The organism is Micromonospora hortensis (assembly GCF_022230935.1).
GTDB classification, from domain to species: Bacteria; Actinomycetota; Actinomycetes; order Mycobacteriales; family Micromonosporaceae; genus Micromonospora; species Micromonospora hortensis.
The window spans coordinates 427,758-446,011 of the sequence record NZ_JAKKFE010000012.1 but is presented as its reverse complement, the minus strand read 5'-3'; the positions used below and the strand labels follow the sequence as shown (position 1 = coordinate 446,011).

Annotated in this window: 15 protein-coding genes; 5 read left to right on the top strand and 10 right to left on the bottom strand. The window is 70.6% G+C overall.

Features of this window, described 5'->3' with window-relative positions; genetic code table 11:
• Positions 1-34 precede the first annotated feature (34 nt).
• Complete coding sequence (locus tag NIE111_RS10575; RefSeq protein ID WP_238684213.1) at positions 35-3,220, top strand: penicillin acylase family protein; 3,186 nt, start codon at positions 35-37, stop codon at positions 3,218-3,220.
• 59 nt (positions 3,221-3,279) lie between these two features.
• Here the strand turns inward: NIE111_RS10575 and NIE111_RS10570 are convergent, their stop codons facing one another.
• Together NIE111_RS10570 and msrA are read right to left on the bottom strand one after the other, a co-directional pair.
• Positions 3,280-3,936 carry a TetR/AcrR family transcriptional regulator gene (locus tag NIE111_RS10570; protein ID WP_238684212.1) on the bottom strand — a complete coding sequence of 219 codons (657 nt, stop codon included), beginning with the start codon at positions 3,934-3,936 and terminating at the stop codon, positions 3,280-3,282.
• 238 nt (positions 3,937-4,174) lie between these two features.
• The gene (msrA, locus tag NIE111_RS10565; protein WP_238684211.1) at positions 4,175-4,681 is read right to left on the bottom strand and encodes a peptide-methionine (S)-S-oxide reductase MsrA; all 507 of its coding nucleotides are present in this window, start codon (positions 4,679-4,681) and stop codon (positions 4,175-4,177) included.
• A gap of 466 nt (positions 4,682-5,147) precedes the next feature.
• Here msrA and NIE111_RS10560 point away from each other — a divergent pair, with 466 nt between their 5' ends.
• Both NIE111_RS10560 and NIE111_RS10555 read left to right on the top strand, forming a co-directional pair.
• Complete coding sequence (locus NIE111_RS10560; RefSeq protein ID WP_238684210.1) at positions 5,148-6,065, top strand: NADP-dependent oxidoreductase; 918 nt, start codon at positions 5,148-5,150, stop codon at positions 6,063-6,065.
• Between the two features lie 242 nt (positions 6,066-6,307).
• On the top strand, positions 6,308-7,318 hold the full coding sequence (locus NIE111_RS10555; protein WP_238680915.1) for a mechanosensitive ion channel family protein: 1,011 nt from the start codon (positions 6,308-6,310) through the stop codon (positions 7,316-7,318).
• A gap of 23 nt (positions 7,319-7,341) precedes the next feature.
• Here the strand turns inward: NIE111_RS10555 and NIE111_RS10550 are convergent, their stop codons facing one another.
• Positions 7,342-8,469, bottom strand: a complete 1,128-nt coding sequence (locus NIE111_RS10550; protein ID WP_238684209.1) for a hypothetical protein — start codon at positions 8,467-8,469, stop codon at positions 7,342-7,344.
• A gap of 415 nt (positions 8,470-8,884) precedes the next feature.
• Between NIE111_RS10550 and NIE111_RS10545 the strand changes: the two genes are divergently transcribed.
• Complete coding sequence (locus NIE111_RS10545) at positions 8,885-9,154, top strand: hypothetical protein (protein WP_238684208.1); 270 nt, start codon at positions 8,885-8,887, stop codon at positions 9,152-9,154.
• A gap of 49 nt (positions 9,155-9,203) precedes the next feature.
• On the opposite strand, the gene NIE111_RS10540 is transcribed toward NIE111_RS10545, so the two are convergent.
• The 7 genes from NIE111_RS10540 to NIE111_RS10510 form a co-directional block, all read right to left on the bottom strand.
• Entirely contained in the window at positions 9,204-10,415 is a 1,212-nt protein-coding gene (locus NIE111_RS10540; RefSeq protein WP_238684207.1) for an esterase-like activity of phytase family protein, read from the bottom strand.
• A 110-nt stretch (positions 10,416-10,525) separates the two neighbouring features.
• The gene (locus tag NIE111_RS10535; protein WP_238684206.1) at positions 10,526-11,269 is read right to left on the bottom strand and encodes a hypothetical protein; all 744 of its coding nucleotides are present in this window, start codon (positions 11,267-11,269) and stop codon (positions 10,526-10,528) included.
• The gene (locus tag NIE111_RS10530; protein ID WP_238684205.1) at positions 11,257-12,867 is read right to left on the bottom strand and encodes a hypothetical protein; all 1,611 of its coding nucleotides are present in this window, start codon (positions 12,865-12,867) and stop codon (positions 11,257-11,259) included. Before NIE111_RS10530 ends, NIE111_RS10535 begins: the two co-directional genes overlap by 13 nt.
• The gene (locus NIE111_RS10525) at positions 12,864-13,736 is read right to left on the bottom strand and encodes an ATP-binding cassette domain-containing protein (protein ID WP_238684204.1); all 873 of its coding nucleotides are present in this window, start codon (positions 13,734-13,736) and stop codon (positions 12,864-12,866) included. The genes NIE111_RS10530 and NIE111_RS10525 overlap by 4 nt, the downstream gene beginning before the upstream one ends.
• Complete coding sequence (locus NIE111_RS10520) at positions 13,733-14,560, bottom strand: hypothetical protein (protein ID WP_238684203.1); 828 nt, start codon at positions 14,558-14,560, stop codon at positions 13,733-13,735. The genes NIE111_RS10525 and NIE111_RS10520 overlap by 4 nt, the downstream gene beginning before the upstream one ends.
• On the bottom strand, positions 14,557-15,099 hold the full coding sequence (locus NIE111_RS10515; protein ID WP_238680895.1) for an RNA polymerase sigma factor: 543 nt from the start codon (positions 15,097-15,099) through the stop codon (positions 14,557-14,559). Before NIE111_RS10515 ends, NIE111_RS10520 begins: the two co-directional genes overlap by 4 nt.
• 172 nt (positions 15,100-15,271) lie before the next feature.
• On the bottom strand, positions 15,272-16,612 hold the full coding sequence (locus NIE111_RS10510; RefSeq protein WP_238684202.1) for a carbohydrate-binding protein: 1,341 nt from the start codon (positions 16,610-16,612) through the stop codon (positions 15,272-15,274).
• 319 nt (positions 16,613-16,931) lie between these two features.
• Here NIE111_RS10510 and NIE111_RS10505 point away from each other — a divergent pair, with 319 nt between their 5' ends.
• The gene (locus NIE111_RS10505; RefSeq protein WP_238684201.1) at positions 16,932-18,203 is read left to right on the top strand and encodes a CehA/McbA family metallohydrolase; all 1,272 of its coding nucleotides are present in this window, start codon (positions 16,932-16,934) and stop codon (positions 18,201-18,203) included.
• Positions 18,204-18,254 lie beyond the last annotated feature (51 nt).

The following is an 18,254-nucleotide window of genomic DNA, read 5'->3' as shown; positions in this document are numbered from 1 at the left end:
GAACGGCCCGACTCCGCGTCCCCGGAGGATCGCCATGCCCCGTCCCGCTCTCCGTAACCGGCTCGCGGCGTTCACCGCCGCAGTCCTGACCGCGAGCGTCCTGACGGTGACCCCGCCGTCACCGGCGCTGGCCGCCACGACGTTCGCCGCCAACGACTACTGCCTCGGCCAGTGCGCCGACATCCTGCCCCCTGGGCAGAACGGCAACGCCACGCTGGTCGCCATCCTGGCGCACCAGGCGCTCGGCACCCGCCCGGCGCACTCCAGCGACCAACTCGACGAGTACGCGAACCTGGTCTACAACTACGCCGGGCTGACCGACGAACAGATCGCCCACTTCTACAACGACGCCTCGTTCGGTGTCCCGGCCGCACAGGTGGAGAGCACCGTCTCACCGCGCGCGGACGTCACCATCGTGCGGGACAAGGCCACCGGCGTCCCGCACGTCACCGGCACCACCCGCGCCGGCACCATGTTCGGCGCCGGCTACGCCGGGGCACAGGACCGGCTCTGGGTGATGGACCTGCTGCGGCACGTCGGCCGCGGCAACGTCACCTCGTTCGCCGGCGGCGCCCCTGGCAACCGTGAGCTGGAGCAGAGCGTCTGGGCCAACTCGCCGTACACCGAGGCGGACCTCCAGGCCCAGGTGGACGCGCTGCGCACCAAGGGCGCCCGCGGCCAGCAGCTCTACACCGACGTGGTCGACTACATCGCCGGCATCAACGCCTACATCGACAGGTCGATCGCCGAGGACAACTACCCGGGTGAGTACGTGCTCGCCGGCGCCGGTAAGCCGAAGCACTTCACCATGACCGATCTGATCGCCACCGCCGGCGTGATCGGCGGACTCTTCGGCGGGGGCGGCGGCAGCGAGATCCAGTCCGCGCTGGTCCGGGTGGCCGCCCGCGCCAAGTACGGCGCGACCGAGGGCGACCGGGTGTGGGCGGCCTTCCGCTCGCAGAACGACCCGGAGACCATGCTCACCCTGCACGACGGGCAGAGCTTCCCGTACGGGGCGACGTCGCCCGGCGCGACCAGCGCGGTGCTCCCCGACGCCGGCTCGGTGGTCGCCGAACCCCTGGCCTACGACGCCACCGGCGGGGCCGCCGCCCGCACCGGCGCCAGCACCGCCACCAAGGAACTGCTCGGCGGCCTGGCCAACCTGCGCGCGCACGGCATGTCCAACGCGGTGGTGGTCTCCGGACGGCACACCACCACCGGCAACCCGGTGGCCGTGTTCGGGCCGCAGACCGGCTACTTCGCGCCGCAGTTGCTGATGCTCCAGGAGTTGCAGGGCCCGGGCATCAGCGCTCGGGGCGCCGCGTTCGCCGGGCTCAACCTCTACGTGCTGCTCGGCCGGGGCCAGGACTACGCGTGGAGCGCTACCTCCGCCTCCCAGGACCTCACCGACACGTACGCGGTGCCGCTGTGCACCACCGACGGCAGCGCCCCGACGCTGCGCACCAACCGCTACCTCTACCACGGGCAGTGCCTCGCCATGGAGGCGCTGGAGCAGCGCAACTCCTGGACGCCGACGCTGGCCGACTCCACCCCGGCCGGCTCGTACACACTGCGCGCGCTGCGCACCAAGTACGGGCTGGTGGCCCACCGGGGCCTGGTGAACGGGCAGCCGACGGCGTTCACCAAACTGCGCTCGACCTACCGGCACGAGGCTGACTCGGCGATCGGCTTCCAGGCGTTCAACGACCCGTCGGCGATGGGCAGCGCCGCGGCCTTCCAGGCGTCCGCGGCCGATGTCGGGTACGCGTTCAACTGGTTCTACGTCAACTCGACCGAGGCGGCGTACTACAACTCCGGCTCGAACCCGGTCCGTCCGGCCACCGCCGACCCGAACCTGCCCACCAGGGCGGACCCGGCGTACGAGTGGGCCGGCTGGAACCCGGACACCAACGACGCCACCTACACCCCGGCGTCGGCGCATCCGCAGTCGGTCAACCAGGACTACTACGTCAGCTGGAACAACAAGCAGGCGCGGGACTTCGGGGCGGCGGACGGCAACTTCAGCTTCGGCTCCGTACACCGGGCTCAGCTGCTCGACGGCCCGGTGCGCGCCGCGATCGCCCAGCGCAAGCTCGGCCGCGCCGACGTCGTCACGATCACGGCGGATGCGGCGGTGACCGACCTGCGCGGCCAGCAGGTCCTCGGCGACCTGCTGCGGGTGCTGGACAGCACGCCGGTCACCGCTCCGGCGCTGGTCGACGCGGTGGGCAAGCTGCGCGCCTGGCAGCAGGCCGGGACCCGCCGGGTGGAGACGTCACCCGGCTCGAAGGTCTACCAGCACGCCGACGCCATCCGGATCTTCGACGCCTGGTGGCCGCTGCTGGCCTCGGCGCAGTTCCGCCCCGGCCTCGGGCCGGATCTCTACGCCGCGCTGGTCGACGCCATCGAGGTGAACGAGGCGCCGTCGGGCGGCCAGAACGGGGGGCGCGACGGCGCCGTGAGCTGGGCGTTGCAGGGTCAGGCGCACAAGGGCTCGTCGTTCCAGCACGGCTGGTGGGGTTACGTCGACAAGGACCTGCGGACCGTGCTCGGCGACCCGGTGGCCGGTGGGCTGGGCCGCGCGTACTGCGGCAACGGCAACCTCGCCGCGTGCCGGCAGGCGCTGCTCGACGCGCTCGGCCAGGCCGCCGTGGTGCCGGTCACCACTGTCTACCCGGGTGACAAGTCCTGCGGTGCCGGCGACCAGTGGTGTGCCGACTCGATCGCCCAGTCCGGGCTCGGCGGCATCACCCACCCGGTGATCGCCTGGCAGAACCGCCCCACCTACCAGCAGGTCGTCTCGTTCCCGGCGCGCCGGGGCGACGACGTCACCAACCTGGCGCAGGGCCGCCCGGCCACCGCGTCGAGCACACAGTTCCTGACCGGCCACACCCCGGGCAAGGCGGTCGACGGCAGCCTCGGCAGCCGGTGGGCGAGCAGCTACAACGACAACCAGTGGCTCCGGGTCGACCTCGGCGCGGCCCGCAGCGTCAACCGGGCGGTGCTGCGGTGGGAGTCCGCTCACGCCACCTCGTACCGGATCGAGGTCTCCGGCGACGGCAATTCATGGACGCCGGTGTTCGCCACTACCGCCGGCAACGGCGGCGTCGACAACGCCACCTTCGCCCCGGTCACCGCCCGCTACGTGCGGGTGTACGGGGTCAAGCGGGCCACCTCGTACGGGTTCTCGCTCTACGAATTCGAGCTGTACGGAAAGTGACAGTGCCGGGAGGGGTCGGCGGGAATCACTCGCCGGCCCTTTCGGTGCACAGCGGGGCCCTAGCGCGTCGGGTCCTCGGACGGCGGCACCAGGAACGATCTGATGTGTTCCAGCGCCATGTCCAGAGCGACTTCCATGGGAGCGACGTCGTGTGCGGCGTTCGCCAGCAGGTAGCCGCCCTGCAGAGCGGCCATCAATCCCGTGGCCAATTTCTCCGGGTCGGCGTCCTGGCGCAGTAGGCCGCTGTCGCGCATCCGGTGCAGACCATCACTGATCAGCTTTTCCCATGCCGCGAACGTCTCCGACAGGGACGATCGAGCCTGCTCATCTTGATCAGACAGCTCCAGAGTCATCGACCCGAGGCCGCACCCGTACTTGCCGTTGTTCAGCGAGTTGGCCTGGACCAGCGCGTTACGCCACCGGACCAGCCCTGAGAACGATCTGAGTCGTTCGAGCCCCGCGCGTTCACGCTGAAGCACGAGCGCGCCTCGATGTTTGACCAAGGCGCGCACGAGTTCCTGCTTGTCGGCGAAGTGGTGGTAGAGCTGAGACTTGCTCGTCTGGCTTGCCTCGCGGATGTCGTCGAGGGTCGTCGCGTTCACTCCGCGCACGAGCATGAGCCGGTTCGCTGCCTCGAGGATCCGCTTTCGCGTCGCGATGCCCCGTTGACTGATCCGCCGCCTGTTCGTCGGCGCAGCCAGCTGCTCGTCGCTCATCTGTCAAGTCTATCCGGCACACCAGATGATCTAGGTGGAGTTGGACCTCGGAGTCCATCATGCGTCATGGCGCATTGCGTGCTGGTGAAGGGCGGGCACGCGTTCCCATGGCTTGGTGGACGGGGGCACCACTATCCCCAGATCAATCATTGGTACGACCTCACCTGGACCCTTCGGTCCTAGAGCGCGAAGGGCTCGCCGGACCGGCGCGCGGACCGGGGTCCGCGCGCCGGAGGTGTCAGGCCGTCGCCCGCTTCGGAAGCTTCCACCCGGGCCGGGGGAAGTGGCAGGTGTATCCGTTGGGGTAGGTCTGCAGGTAGTTCTGGTGCTCAGGCTCTGCTTCCCAGAAGTCGCCTGCCGCCGTGACCTCGGTAACGACAGTGCCGGGCCACAGGCCCGAGGCGTCGACGTCGGCGATGGTGTCCTCGGCGACCCGCTTCTGCTCGTCGCTGGTGTAGAAGATCGCCGAGCGGTAGCTGATGCCGATGTCGTTACCTTGGCGGTTCTTCGTCGACGGGTCGTGGATCTGGAAGAAGAACTCGAGCAGCGCGCGGAAGTCGGTCTTGTCGGTGTCGTAGACGACCTCGATGGACTCCGCGTGGGTGCCGTGGTTGCGGTAGGTGGCGTTCGGGACGTCGCCGCCGCTGTAGCCGACGCGCGTGGACACGATGCCGGGCTGGCGGCGGAACAACTCCTCCATGCCCCAGAAGCAGCCGCCGGCGAGGATTGCCTTTTCGGTGTTCACGTCGTCTCCTTGCCTGTCGTCGTGCCAGCCCACCTGGACACGTAGGTACAGACGCTCTCCTGGTCGGTCATATTCCCGCACCCTCGATTCTATCTGGACTCTTGAGTCCAGGAACGATCCTGTCCAGCCGTGCCAGGCGCCCGCGCCGCTGATGAGGTTGAACTGGCACTTCCTGCTCGGCCACAGCAGTAACCCCGCGCCCCAATAGTGGACTTGACAGACCAGTTTTACCGTAGCTAGGTTCGGGATGACCGACGGGCGGCTCCGGTAGCGACGAGGAGCCCGACTTACCCGTCGGCGTCAGTTCGACACACGTCCCCGCCCCTCTCGGCGATGTCCTCGCGCCCCAACCACTGCCGATCAGCGTGGTGTGCACGGCGTCGAGGCTTGGCGCCGTCAATGCGGGGAAACGGACATGCGCTCCTCGTGCCAGTGCAGACGAGGGCTGGATGCAGGGAGATATCTGATGAAGGCGATAGTGGTGACGGACGAGGCTGCGGGAACGGCCGGGATGACGCTGGTGGAGCGGCCTGAGCCGGAACCGGCACTCAACGACGTCGTCGTTCAGGTTCACGCGTCGGGGTTCGTCCCGACCGAGATGGCGTGGCCCTCGACCTGGACCGATCGCCTCGGCCGTGACCGGACTCCGTCGATACCCGGGCACGAGCTGGCCGGGGTGGTCAGCGCTCTCGGGTATGGCACCACGGGGCTGTCGGTGGGACAGCGGGTGTTCGGCCTGACGGACTGGACCCGCGACGGCACCCTGGCGGAATACGTGGCCGTCGAGGCGCGCAACCTCGCGCCGCTGCCCGGCGACGTCGACTTCACTGTGGGAGCGAGCCTGCCGATCTCTGGCCTGACCGCCTGGCAGGGGTTGTTCGAGCACGGCCGCCTGCAGGCGGGGCAGAGCGTCCTCGTGCACGGCGCGGCCGGCGCAGTCGGGTCGATGGTGACGCAGCTCGCCCGGGAGTTCGGCGCCTACGTCATCGGCACCGGGCGCGCCGCCGACCGTCAGAGGGCGCTCGACTTCGGCGCACACGAGTTCGTCGACCTCGGCAACGAGGCAGTGGAAGACGTCGGTGGGGTCGACCTGGTTTTCGACGTCATCGGCGGTGACATCGGGAAGCGGTCGGCAGGCCTGATTCGAGCCGGAGGAACACTGGTGTCCGTTGTCGGACCGTCCGAGGCGCGGCCGGCGGGCGGCCTGGCGATAGATTTCGTCGTGATGCCCGATCGCACCCAACTGGGGGAAATCGTCCAGCGGGTACGGGACGGGCGACTGCGGACGAACATCGGCAACGTCGCAGACCTCGACGACGCCGTCGCCGCTCTCAACCCGACCAAGCGGATCACCGGAAAGACGATCATCCGCGCTCGCTCCTAGGTTCGGGCACAGCGACAGTCGCGGTCAGCGCCTCGCCACCACTCCGCTTGCCGGCGCCGGCTCCCCGGCCGCACGAGTGCAACTGCTCCGGTGAAGCGATCGTCGAGCGGCTGACGCGGTTGCGGTCAGCTGTTGTTCGCCGATGTTGGCCGCCTGCCACTGGACGGGGTGGCACCCTGAGCACGTGGACTGGGCAGTGAGCCGGGGGAAGCTGGCATCGGGACTACGGTGAGCGGCCTCTGATGCGTACCGCGTTGATCGTAGTGGCCGCGCTGGCGACGGCGGTGGTCGTGGACCTGGTCTCTGGCATGGTCGTCCGCCGGGTAGCCCGCGGCCGTTACCGGTGGCTGCTGGAGCCCCTGCGGCATGCCTGCCGCCGCCCGGCGGCGGCGCTGCTGCTGGTCGGGGCGCTGTACTACGCGCTGCCGTTGGGTCCGGCCGAATGGCAGCCTCATCTGCGGCACGTCGCCCGGGTGGCGTTGGTGATATCCGGGGCATGGTTGGTGAACAAGGCGTTGCACGTGGCCGAGGCGGTCGCGTTCAGTCGACTGCCTGGTGACGCGGTCGCCAGCCGGCGGGTCCGGCGGGCCCGGACGCAGATTCGGCCCATGCGGCGGCTCACGGTCGCCGTGGTCACGATCGTCGCGATCGGCCTGATCCTCATCACCTTCCGGCCGGTACGCCTCTTCGGCGTCTCCGTGCTGACGTCGGCGGGCGTGGTCGGCGCGTTGATCGGCCTCTCGGCCCGTACCGCGCTCGGCAACGCGTTCGCCGGTGTCCAGGTCGCCTTCGCCGACGGCCTGCACGTCGGCGACGTGCTGGTGGTGGACGGCGAATGGGGCCGAGTTGAGGAGGTGAAGCTGACCAACGTGGTGATCCGGCTCTGGGACGAGCGGATGCTCATCCTGCCGACCACGTACTTCACCGAGCGGCCGTTCCAGAACTGGACCCGGAACGAGTCCCGGGTTGTCGGCAAGATCCAGATTCATGTCGACCACACCGCCGACCTGGACGACCTGCGCCGGGAGGCGCGCCGGCTGGTCGAGTCCTCACCGCTGTGGGATCGCGACCAGTGGGTGCTCCAGATGGTCGACTCCACTCCACAGACAGCGGTCATCCAGGTGCAGGCCTCGGCCGCCGACGGCGCCAGCGCCTGGGACCTGCGCTGCGATCTGCGCGAAGGGCTGGTCAGCTACCTTCGCGACCATCATCCGCAGTGGTTGCCCCGCACCCGCGGTCAGTATCAGCCTTGAGTAGGGCGGGCCCGACGGCCCGCTTACCTCCCGCCGCGGGACTGCCCGCTCTTCTCGTCCCGCCAGCCATCGGGTTGCGGGTGATAGCCGTAAGCGGCGGCCCGAACCGTCTCCTCGTTCTCGAGCCCGGAGCCGATCGCGCCGCCGACGGTGGCCAGCGAGCTGGTGATCCAGGCGAGCGTCAGATAGTCGGTGACGTCGACCGGCCGCTGCAAGGTCTGTTCCAGGACTGATGTGTCGATCAGCAGCGCCGCGACGAGCACCGTTCCCACGAACAACACCACGTAGGACAGCACCGTGGCCAGAGTGAGGGTGAGGATCGTACCCAGGTTGAACAGCCGTGCCAGCTCGGTCGGCGTCTCGCGGCTCGGTTTCTCCCACAGGTCGTGCGCGACGATCAACCAGGCCACCAACGCTGTCAGCCCGAGCACCATGATCACGGCGAGCCGCAGTCCGCCGAGCGCAGCGCCCATCTGCCAGATGGTGTCCGTGGTGAGTGCGAACGCGGCAGTGCCGAACGCGCCCACCAGCAGCTTCGACAGGCCCAGCAGGGCTCGCCCCGGACGGTTGGCGCGAACCATGCCGATCAACAGCCGTAACCGGCCGATGAGCCGCGAGGCGACGTAGCGCCGCTCACCGGTGTCGGCCTCGCCGACGACCCGGTGGACGGCGGGAACCCGGCTTGCCGTCTCGGCCGGTGCCCAGCCGCCAGGCGGCACTCGCTGGTCGGTTGCGTCGGTCAGCAGCCGGCTCACCAGATCCGGAACGGCTGCGCGGGCCGCTCGCAGCTGGTGCAGTCCCAGCGCGGGCAGGGACACCACAGCGACTCGACGCCGAGCGGAGGTCTGCGCGACCAGCGGCACCCGCTCGGCATGCAGCGGCAGGTCGGTCAGGCAGACGGCGACGTCCCACTGGTCGTCGGCACGCCGTTGGGCGAGATCATCGAGTAGCGCCTCAACGCCGCCGTCGCGGCGCGGCGCCACGTCGCCCCAGCCTTCCCGGACGATCCACCGCACGTCCGCGTTCACCCGCTCGGCGAGCCCGCTGGTCAGCTCGGCGGTGAGCCGCGCGGCCACCCGGGCCGGGTGGTCCGGCGGGGTTGCCACCAGTCCGACGACGATCTCCGGGCGGTCCTGTTCACTCTGCGTCATCGGTGCTCCTCACCGGTAGCCAGGCTCGGCCGCTGACGGCGAACAAACCGGGGCCTCAGGCGCCGTCGCGGCGGCTCCCGTGTCGACTGAGGTAGCGGTACCGCCAGGCCGCCGGGAGGAGCACCCGACCAGCCCGTACAGCGCCACCGCGAACCGCACTCGTCGAACCGGGCACCCCGCCCACGCAGCCTAAGAGACCGCCCCGATCGGTGCAGCGGATTCAGTTGAAGGGCTCCGCCGCCGCCACCACCGCCCGCCTCGCTCGCCGAACTGATGCGCCTGGCCCATGGGCCACCTGCGGCCCGATGTGGTCCTGGACGACCTTGTCCTCATGCTGATGGCCAACGGTGGCCTGATCGGCACCCAGCAGTGTGCCGCTGAGGCCGGCGGGGGGAGACCACCGGACAATGGGGCGATGAAGCGAGACGTGAGCCTGATGCGGTTGACTGGTACGCGCGCCAACGGCGCGGTGGCGACGGGCGCGGCGGCTACCGGCGCCAGGGCTGCGGGGGCGGCGTCGCTCGGTGCCCTCGCCGTGGGGGCGCTGGCTGTGGGAGCCGTGGCCGTCGGGGCGCTGGTCATCGGGCGGCTGGCGATCCGCCGGGCGGTCGTGCGGGAGTTGCGCGTCGGCCGGTTGGAGATCGACGAGTTGGTGGTGCACAGCCGGCCCACTGCCGAGGGATGACCCACGGACGGGGTGGACAGCCGGTCGGCTGCCCACCCCTGGCATCGGGTCAGTAGCGACGCAGGACGCGCTTGTCCGCGTCCAGGTGGCGGTCGAGTTTGATCACGATGAACTCGTTGTTGTCCGCCTGTCCGGCCGTCCGGCCCGCCGATGACGGGAAGTTGTTGTCGTTCAGGACGGCGAGCGTGCGGTCGTCGAGGATTACCACGTCCTCGATCGTCTGGAACGGGAATGTGAACGGGTCACCGAACCCGCCGACGTGCCGAGGGTTGCCGATTGCCATCAGGTCGGCGACCAGCGTCTTGTCGAGCAGTCCGTCGCGGTTCCGGTCGCGCTTGTCGGCGAGATAGATCTTCTTGACCTTTGCCGTCTCGCCCTGGCCGTTGTCGCGTTCGATGATCAGGAAGCGGTCGCGATCGACCATGATGGCGTCACCGATCGCGTGAGCGGGAGAGTCGAGCGCGTAGGCCCAGCGCCGGCCGGTGTAGGTGTTGGTCCGGGTGTCGAACTCGTTCAGCCGGAGGGTGCCGGCCGGGTCCCCAGTGGTCGTGCCCTCGAGCAGCGGGTAGAGCGTGCGACCGTCTGGCGACTGGGCCATGCCCTCGAAGCCCTTGCTGCTGGCGAGGTTGGCCGGGGTCGCACCGCGGCCTGGGTTCTCGGGGGCGAACACCCCGGGCAGCGGCACCGGTGCCTGTAGCAAGCGGCCCGCCCGGTCGAAGTGCAGCAGGTACGGACCGAACTCGTCACCGAGCCAGTACGTGCCATCCGCCGTCCGGGTGATCGACTCGACGTCGAAGTCGGCTCCGGTGAGCACGCGGTCGGCACGAGTGAGCGGGAAGCGCACCTTGCCATACGGGTCGGTCAGGTTGATGCCACCGAGCACGTCCACGGCGCCGCTGCCGAAGTCGGGCGCGACCCGCTGAACGCGCAGCACGAAGTCGGCACTGTTGGCCTTGTTGCCGAAGCCGTTGTCGGACAACACGTCGAAGGTGCCGTCGGTGTTGCGCAGGACGCCGCTGAACCCCTGGATCGGTTGGTCGGCGAACGGCGGGGTGATCCCATTGACGGGGGCACTGCCGAGCGACGAGCCGGACGGTTCGCTGCCGGGAACGAAGGTTGCCGCTGGCAGCGCGGCGAACCTCAACAACTCGGCCTGGCCCCACGTGTTCCGCTCGGCCGCGGCCGCTGTCGCGGCGCCCGGCAGCGTCAGGGTCAGGGCGACCACCGCAGCGGTCAGTCCCACCCGCTTGCTTACTGCCATCAATCCTCATCTCTCCACGTACGAGCAGGGTGTTCTCGGTCCGCTGGCACCGTAGAGCGACGTGGTGAATTCGAACTGGCCACAGGGGAATGCGCGCTCAAACCGTGCTGTCACTTTGCCGGCGAATGCCGCACGGCTGTCAGCCGCACCCGGGGGTACCGGCGGACGGTGAGCACCCCGGCGCTCGCCACCAGCGTCCCCGCCAGGAGGTACGTCCAGCGGTCGTGAGCCGCGCCCCAGCCGTCGCCCACGCCGACGAGTAGTGCCACCGGGGTCGGCAGCAGTGCCACCACCGCCATCCCGAGCAGCAGCATCGGCGCGGCGAGTGGACTGCCGATCCCGCGCGGCGAACGCCGCCAGCCGATTGCCGACGCGAGGAACGCGACCGCCGCGACGGTCGCGGCCTCACGGGTCAGGTCCGTGTACGGCAGCGATGCCGTTTCTGGCCCGGACCGTGTCACCAGCAGCGCTGCCGCCCAGCACGCACCGCCGACGACCGCGGCGAGGGCCGCTCGGATCAGCGCGCCGAGCCAGGCCGGAACCGGCACGGTCTCCGTGGTCGGCTTCGCCGGGTCGTCGAGCGTGAACGTGACGCCGAGGCCGATGCAGGCCATCACCAACCGCAGCAACGTGAGGTGCTCGTCGGGAGGCAGGACCGACCCGGTCACGGCCGGTGGGGTCACGATCGCCGCGCCGACGACCCCGGCCGCCAGCAGCGGCGAGATGCGCGTCGCCCGCAGCGTCGGCCAGAGCAGCGCCGCCGCCGTCCGCAGTCGCCCGGCCCGCCGCCGCGCGGGCCCACCGGCCGCCGGCCCCGACGCGCTGACGGCGGGCACGTCGCTCACGGGACGCACGGCGGCGCCTCGTCGTCCGGCGCGAGCGGCTGGATCGGCACCCCGAAGATGGCGCCGAAACGCTCCAACGGTGTGTCGGGCGCCGTCAGCTCGGCCCAGTGCCGCTCGACGAGTGGTGGCACCTCGTCGGACTGCCGTTTCAGCAACTCCAACGCCGGTGCCGCCGCCCGGTCGGGTGCCAGGATGCCGTACAAGCCCGATATGTCGCTGAAGACGAGCGCACCGGTGCTCGTCTCGTCCAGCGAACGCATCCCGGCCAGGGTGGTCGGCGACGCCTGCCCGACCAGCCACACCAGGAGCGCCGCCCGCGCCCCGCAGAGGAAGTTCCCCCCGTCGTACGCCTTCGCGGCCATCAGCCGGTAGGCAACCTCGGCGGCCAGGGCGGCCGCTGCCCGATCGTCGCCCCACGCGGTGTCGACCCGGACCGCCTCCGGGGTGCCCGCCGCCGCGTCCTCGACCTTCCAAGCGGCCACCGCCTGCATGGCCTCGGCGACGGACCCGGAACCCCCGGCCGAGATCTCCTCGGCGAGGGCCCGCTGCCGCACCGCGAGCGGTGGCCCGGACGAGGCGGCGCTGTCCGGCACGACCGCGCGTACGGCGGTGACCACCGACTCCCACCCGGGAACGAACCCGTCGAACCCGTCGAAGTAGCAGTAGGTGACGTCGCTTCGCATGGTGCACGACTGGATGCTCGCCGGCCGGTCTCTGACGGTCGCGCGGGCCACCGCGATGTCGGGGTCGGGTCGCGACTGGGCCAGCCCGCCGCCGACGGTGAGGATCAGCCCGACGGCGAGCCCGGCCGCGACGACCGACCGCCGTGCGTGGGCCCGAGCCACGGCGGCCGCGACGAGCAGCACGGTGATCCCGAGCAGGTAGACCAGGTGCCGGGCCGCGGGCCGGTCGGAGACACCGGCGGGCACCGGAGCCGGGAACTCACTGATGTAGACCGGAAACAGGAAGCGCCAGCCGGTCCCGATGAGCATCAGGGTGGTCACCATGATCGCCGCGTACTCCAGCACGAGGACGAGCAGGGCGAGCAGGGGGGCGACCAGCACGGAGCGGATCAGCACCCCGGCGAGCACCCCGACGGCGCCGAGGAGCAGCGTCAGCGCCGACGGGGTCAGCAACGTGGCGACGTCGACCGACCCGGCAGCGCCCGGGAGCGCCGCGGAGACCCCGACCCGGACGCCGACGAGCACGAGGCTGAGGCCGGCCAGCGGCAGCAGTGCCAGCAGGAACCCGCCGACCCGCCAGGCCGGCGGCAGGACCAGCACGTCGTAGGACGCGTCGACGTGGTGTCGGTGCGCCCGTAGCGTGACGAGGTTCGCCACGATCAGCGCCGACCCGCCGAGGACCGGCAACGCGAGCAGCTGGATGGTGATCAGCTCGTCGGGGAGCACCGGATATCGGTTGGCCGAGCCGGACAACGAGCCCCACAGCCACGGGCCGAGGAACAGCAGCGCGGCCGCGATGGTGAGCGGGTGTCGCAACATCCGGACCGACTCGAACCGGGTGAGGGCGAGCATCGCTCGCCGACGCCCGTGCGTGGACGACGGCGTCGGACGGGCCGACGCGGCCACCGTCAGGGTCGCGGTCATCGCGTGCCGCCCGCGACCGCCGATGCCTCGGTGACGACGCCGACAAGCGTCAGGTAGCCGTCCTCGATCGACGGCTGCACCAGCGCGGCCCCGGGTGGTGGGTCGCCAACGTGGCGGTGCAGCCCCGTGCCCGTCCGCCACGACGCCAACGCCCCTGCCTGGCGCGCCGCGCTCGTCCACACCCGACCGGCGGCCAGCCCGGCCAGCTCCACCGGGGTGCCCTCGAACCGCACTCGGCCCCGGTCGAGGACGATCACCTCCTGGCACAGCGACATGACGTCCTCGGTCTGATGGGTGGACAGCAGCACCGTCTTGCGCTCGCCGAGGTCCGCGATCAGCTCCCGGAACCGCAGCCGCTGCTCCGGGTCGAGGCCGACCGTCGGCTCGTCGAGGATGACCAGGTCCGGGTCGCCGACCAGGGCGGCCGCCAGCGCGAGCCGTTGCCTCATGCCGCCGGACAGGGTCCGGATCCGGGATCGCCGTCGGTCGTCGAGGCCGACGGCGGAGAGCACCCGGGCGACCTCGGTGTGCCGCGTAGCCCGGTGGGTGAGCTCCTTGAGGATCGCGACGTAGTCGACGAACTCGAACGCGGTGAACGACGGGTGGAAGCCCGGGTCCTGCGGCAGGTAGCCCAGCAGCCGCCGGACCGCGAGCCGCCCTGGTGGTGTGCTCGGGTCGTGGCCGAAGACCCGCAGCGATCCGCCGTCGGCCGGCAGGGCGGTCGCCACGATCCGCAGCAGCGTCGTCTTGCCCGCGCCGTTCGGGCCGAGCAACCCGGTCACCCCGGTGCGCAACGTGAACGACACGTCCTCCAGCGCTGTGGTGCGCCCGTACCGCAGCGCCAGACCGGTTGCCTGAACGGCAGTCATGAAACCCTCCTCATGAAGTTGGGGACGTGGTAGCGGTCGTAGGTGCCGCGCTGACGGGACAGCGCCACCGCGGCGATCCCGCCAACGATCACGACGCCGACCTGCCCGGCCACTGTGAAGATGAGCCGGTCGCCGACGGTGACGGCGACCACCGCCGCCCAGCCGACGCCGACGACGACCGCGGCCGGCACCGCGCCGAGCCGAGGCGAGAGCAGCACCGACAGCACTGTCAGGGCGAGCGAGGGCAGGAACCAGCCGGTCGCGCGCAGCCCGTACTCGTAGATGAAGAGGCTGGCCACGGCGGACAGCGCGGTGGTCGCGGACAGGACAGCGAGGCACCGCAACAGCAGTAACCGGAACGAGCGGATCGGAGCGACCACAGTGATCTCGTCGGTGGGGTCGATGCCGGGCGCGAAGGACATCGCGACAGCGACCAGCGGCAACAGCGGGGCTACGGCGAGAAAGACGACCGGGTCGGTGAACACGGCGACCGTCGCCGTCAACGCGGCAGTGACCGCGATCGCCAGCAGCCACGACAGTCGCAGCGCCGGCGTCGCCGCGAGCAGCCGCGCGGTGTGGTCAGGCACGCCCACCGTGGTCATCAAGCGTTCGACAGGCCCCGGTCGCGGCGCGTCCAGGGTGGCGTCGAGGCGGGCCCAGCCGCCGTCGACCGCCCACCGGAGGTCGACTGTCGCGGCGGCGGCGAGGCGTTCGCGGCACTCACCGCACGCGACCAGGTGCGCTTCCGTGGACCACAGACCAGGGGCGGCGAGGGTACGGGTGGCGTAGGCCCGTAGGTCCTCGTCGAGTAGATGCCAGGTCATGTCAACTCCTCTCGCAGCTGCCGGCGGGCGCGCATCGCCCGGGTCTTGACGGTGCCGGCGGGGATGCCGAGCAGGACGGCGGCCTCGGCGGTGGAGAGGCCGTCGAGGACGGTGGCGCGGATGACGGCGCGTAGCTCCGGGGAGAGACGGGCGAGGGCGCCGCCGAGGTCGCCGTGCTCGAGACCGATGAGGACCTGCTCCTCGGCGGACGACTCGTCGCGGCCGCGCAGGCGGGCCAGAAGCCGGCCGAGCCGGTCGCGGGACGTGCGGCGACGCAGCGCGTCGATGAGCCGGCGCGACCCGATTCGCCACAGCCAGGCAGCGGCGTCGGTGTCGCGAGGGCGGAAGGAAGCCGCGGCGCCGGTCCACACGGCGAGGAACGTCTCCTGCACGACATCGTCGATGAGGGCGTCGTCGGCGCAGCGGTAGCACAGGCGCAGACGCAGCCACGGCGCGTGCCGGCGGTAGAACGCCTCGAACGCGTTCCGGTCGCCGCCTGCGATCAGGGCCAGGAGGCCGACGTCGTCCTGGACGGTCATGCCTACCTATCGCAGCGGCACCGAACTTTGGTTCGCAATGGTGGCACGACTTCTCGTTCCTGGTCGGCGCGCCGCACGACCGAGTGCGATTCCGGTGTGCCGACCATTCGAAGCGCCGGGCCTACCGCCCGCCGGAAAGACCGGCTGGCGGTAGGCCCGGCGCCGTCACCCGTCAGCGGCCCTGCAGGCGCTTCACGTTGTCGCCGAAGGTCCAGCCCTTCGACCCGTCCCAGTTCGCCGACCAGGTCATCAGGCCCTTGAGGCCGGGCACGGAGTTCCAGGCCTGCGTGACAAGCGACGTCGGCAGGTAGCCGCCGCCCGCCCCAATCTGCGCCGGCAGACCCGGGACCTGCTTGTCGTACGGCACCCGGATGGTGGTGCCCTGGATGGTGAGCCCGTTGTTCAGGCACTGCGTCTGCACGGTGAAGCCCTGCACGGTGCCCGCCGGGTACGAGTCGCCGGCGCAGCCGTACATGCTGCCGTTGTAGTACTGCATGTTCAGCCACCAGAGCCGGCCGTTGTCCACGTACTTCTTGATGATCGGCAGGTACGAGCCCCAGATCGAGCCGTAGACCACGCTGCCGCCGGTGACGTAGGCCGTCTCCGGTGCCATGGTCAGGCCGAAGTTCGACGGCATCCGGGCCAGCACGCCGTCGATGATCCGGATCAGGTTGGCCTGCGACGTGGACAGGGTGTTGATGTTGCCGCTGCCGGTCAGGCCGGTCTCGATGTCGATGTCGATGCCGTCGAAGTGGTAGGCCGTCAGGATCGGCACGATCGTCGCGATGAACCGGTCGGCGACGGCGGCGGAGCTCAGGTCGATGCCCGCTGCGGCTCCGCCGATCGACATCAGGATGGTGGCGCCGGCCGCTTTGGCCTGGCACATCTCGGCCGGGGTGGCCACCTTCACGCCGACGTCCATGCCGTTCTCCCAGAGGACGGTGCCGTCCGAGCGGATCACCGGGAACGCCGCGTTGATCACGTTGTAGCCGTGCTGGTTGAGCCGGCTGTCGGTGATCGGGATCCAGCCGAGGCCGGGGTGTACGCCGTTGGAGGCTCCGTCCCAGTTCTCCCAGTAGCCCTGCAACACCTTGCCGGTGGGCCGCGACTTCACCGCACAGGTCCCACCGGTCGGCGGCGGTGTGGTGGGGGGAGGTGTGGTTGGTGGTGGGGTGGTGGGCGGCGGGGTCGTCGGTGGTGGGGTGGTGGGCGGTGGCGTGGTTCCCGAGCACGCGCCGAGGTCACGCCACAGCGATGGGGTCGAGGCGGGGTTCCAGCCGGCGCCGGGGTGTGCGGTGTGGGTGACCAGCGCCTGGTAGAGCCGGCCGCCGTAGGTGACCTGGGTGCCCGTCTGGTAAGTGGGGCCTTCGGCCCAGGTGGGGGCGGTGCAGGCGACCATCGGGACGGCGTTGGCCGAGGGCACGGCCGCCATGCTGCTGGGGACGAAGGCGACGGCGGCCGTGACGGTCATCGCCGCCCCGGCTACCACTGCGAATATTCGACGGCTTCTCATGGCTCACTCCCCAGGCTTCGATGACCCGCGACCTCCACATATTGACGTTCATGAGAGTTAATATCAAGGGTTGTTTACAGATGCCGGGAAGTCGGGGGAGTGGCCGACCCTCGTGGCCACGAACCTGCGTGCGGCGACTCTTCGCGGGGGCCGGTCGTCGCGTCCACCGGCCGGTCGAGGGAGCCCCGGGACGCACGAACGGCGTCCGACCTGGTCCGGCGACCAACCCTCACCCAGCAACACGACGCGTACCGCAGTGTTCGCCTGACCGACGACTCGGCTTGACGTCTCGGCCAGATCCATCTACATCCATATAGCCATGACCGCACATCACCCACACCACTGCCACCACGACAACGGATCCGACGACGACGTGCCGTACGGCCAGGTGGAGATTCCCGCGGGCCTCGGCCGACGGGCGCTCCTGGCCGGTGCCGGCGGAACGTTGATGCTGGCCGCGCTGCCGACCGCCGCCAGGGCGACCAACACGACGATGGCCGGCGCCCCGACCGCTGCGGTCGGCGCCGGCCGGTCGTCCCTGATCACCCAGGGCACCACGCTGGTCCACGCCGACATGCACAACCACACGGTCATGTCGGACGGCGACGGCAGCGCCGAGGCCGCGTTCGCCTCGATGCGCGAGGCCGGCCTGGACGTCGCCGCGCTGACCGATCACGCCACCCTCTTCGCCATCGACGGGCTCAGCTCGTCCGAGTGGCGGACCACCGGTGAACTGGCCAACGCGGCCAACGACCCCGGTCAGTTCACAGCGATCCGCGGATTCGAGTGGTCGCATCCGTTGCAGGGCCACATCAACGTCTGGAACACCTCCGACTTCGCCGACCTGTTGCGGGCCGGCAGCCCCGGCAGCCTGTACAACTGGCTCGCCGGCCGGCCCGGGGGTCTGGCGAGCTTCAACCACCCCGGTCGGGAGGCGGGCCGGTTCAACAACTTCTCCCTCAACGCCTCGGTCCGCGATCAGCTCGTGGGGCTGGAGATGTTCAACCGGACCGACGACTTCCTGTTCGAGGGCTGGTCGTCAGGCGTGGCGTCGCCGCTGGTGGCCTGCCTGAACGCCGGTTGGCGGCCCGCTCTGACCGGTGTCACCGACGAGCACGGCACCACGTGGGGCTTCCACGAGGGCAAGGGCCGCAGCGGCCTGTGGGTCGCCGAGAACACCCGCGCGGCGGTGTTCGAGGCGATGGCCTCCCGCCGTTCCTTCGCCACCCGCGTCTCGGGGCTACGGGTGGACGCCACCGCCAACGGCGTACGCATGGGCGGGGTGCTGAACGTGGCCTCCGGCGACGTCCGGTTCCTGCTGGACCTGGACCGCGGCTCGGCGTGGGACGGCAAACCCCTGCGGATCCAGGTCCTCCGCCCCGGCACCTCGGCGCCGACCGTCGTCGACGTCATCGACACCGTCAACGGCCAGGTCACCGACTTCACAGTGCCACTCAACGTCACCGACGGCGACTGGGTGGTGCTCCGGATCTCCGACCCGTCAGTGCCCAACGGCACCCCCGGCCCAGCCGGCCACCCGTGTAACGACTTCGGCGTGGCCTACACCAGCCCCTGGTGGCTCCGGCAGTGACCGTCGAGGTGCCGGTCCCGGCCCAGCCGGCCAGCCGCGGGCGGCTGCGTC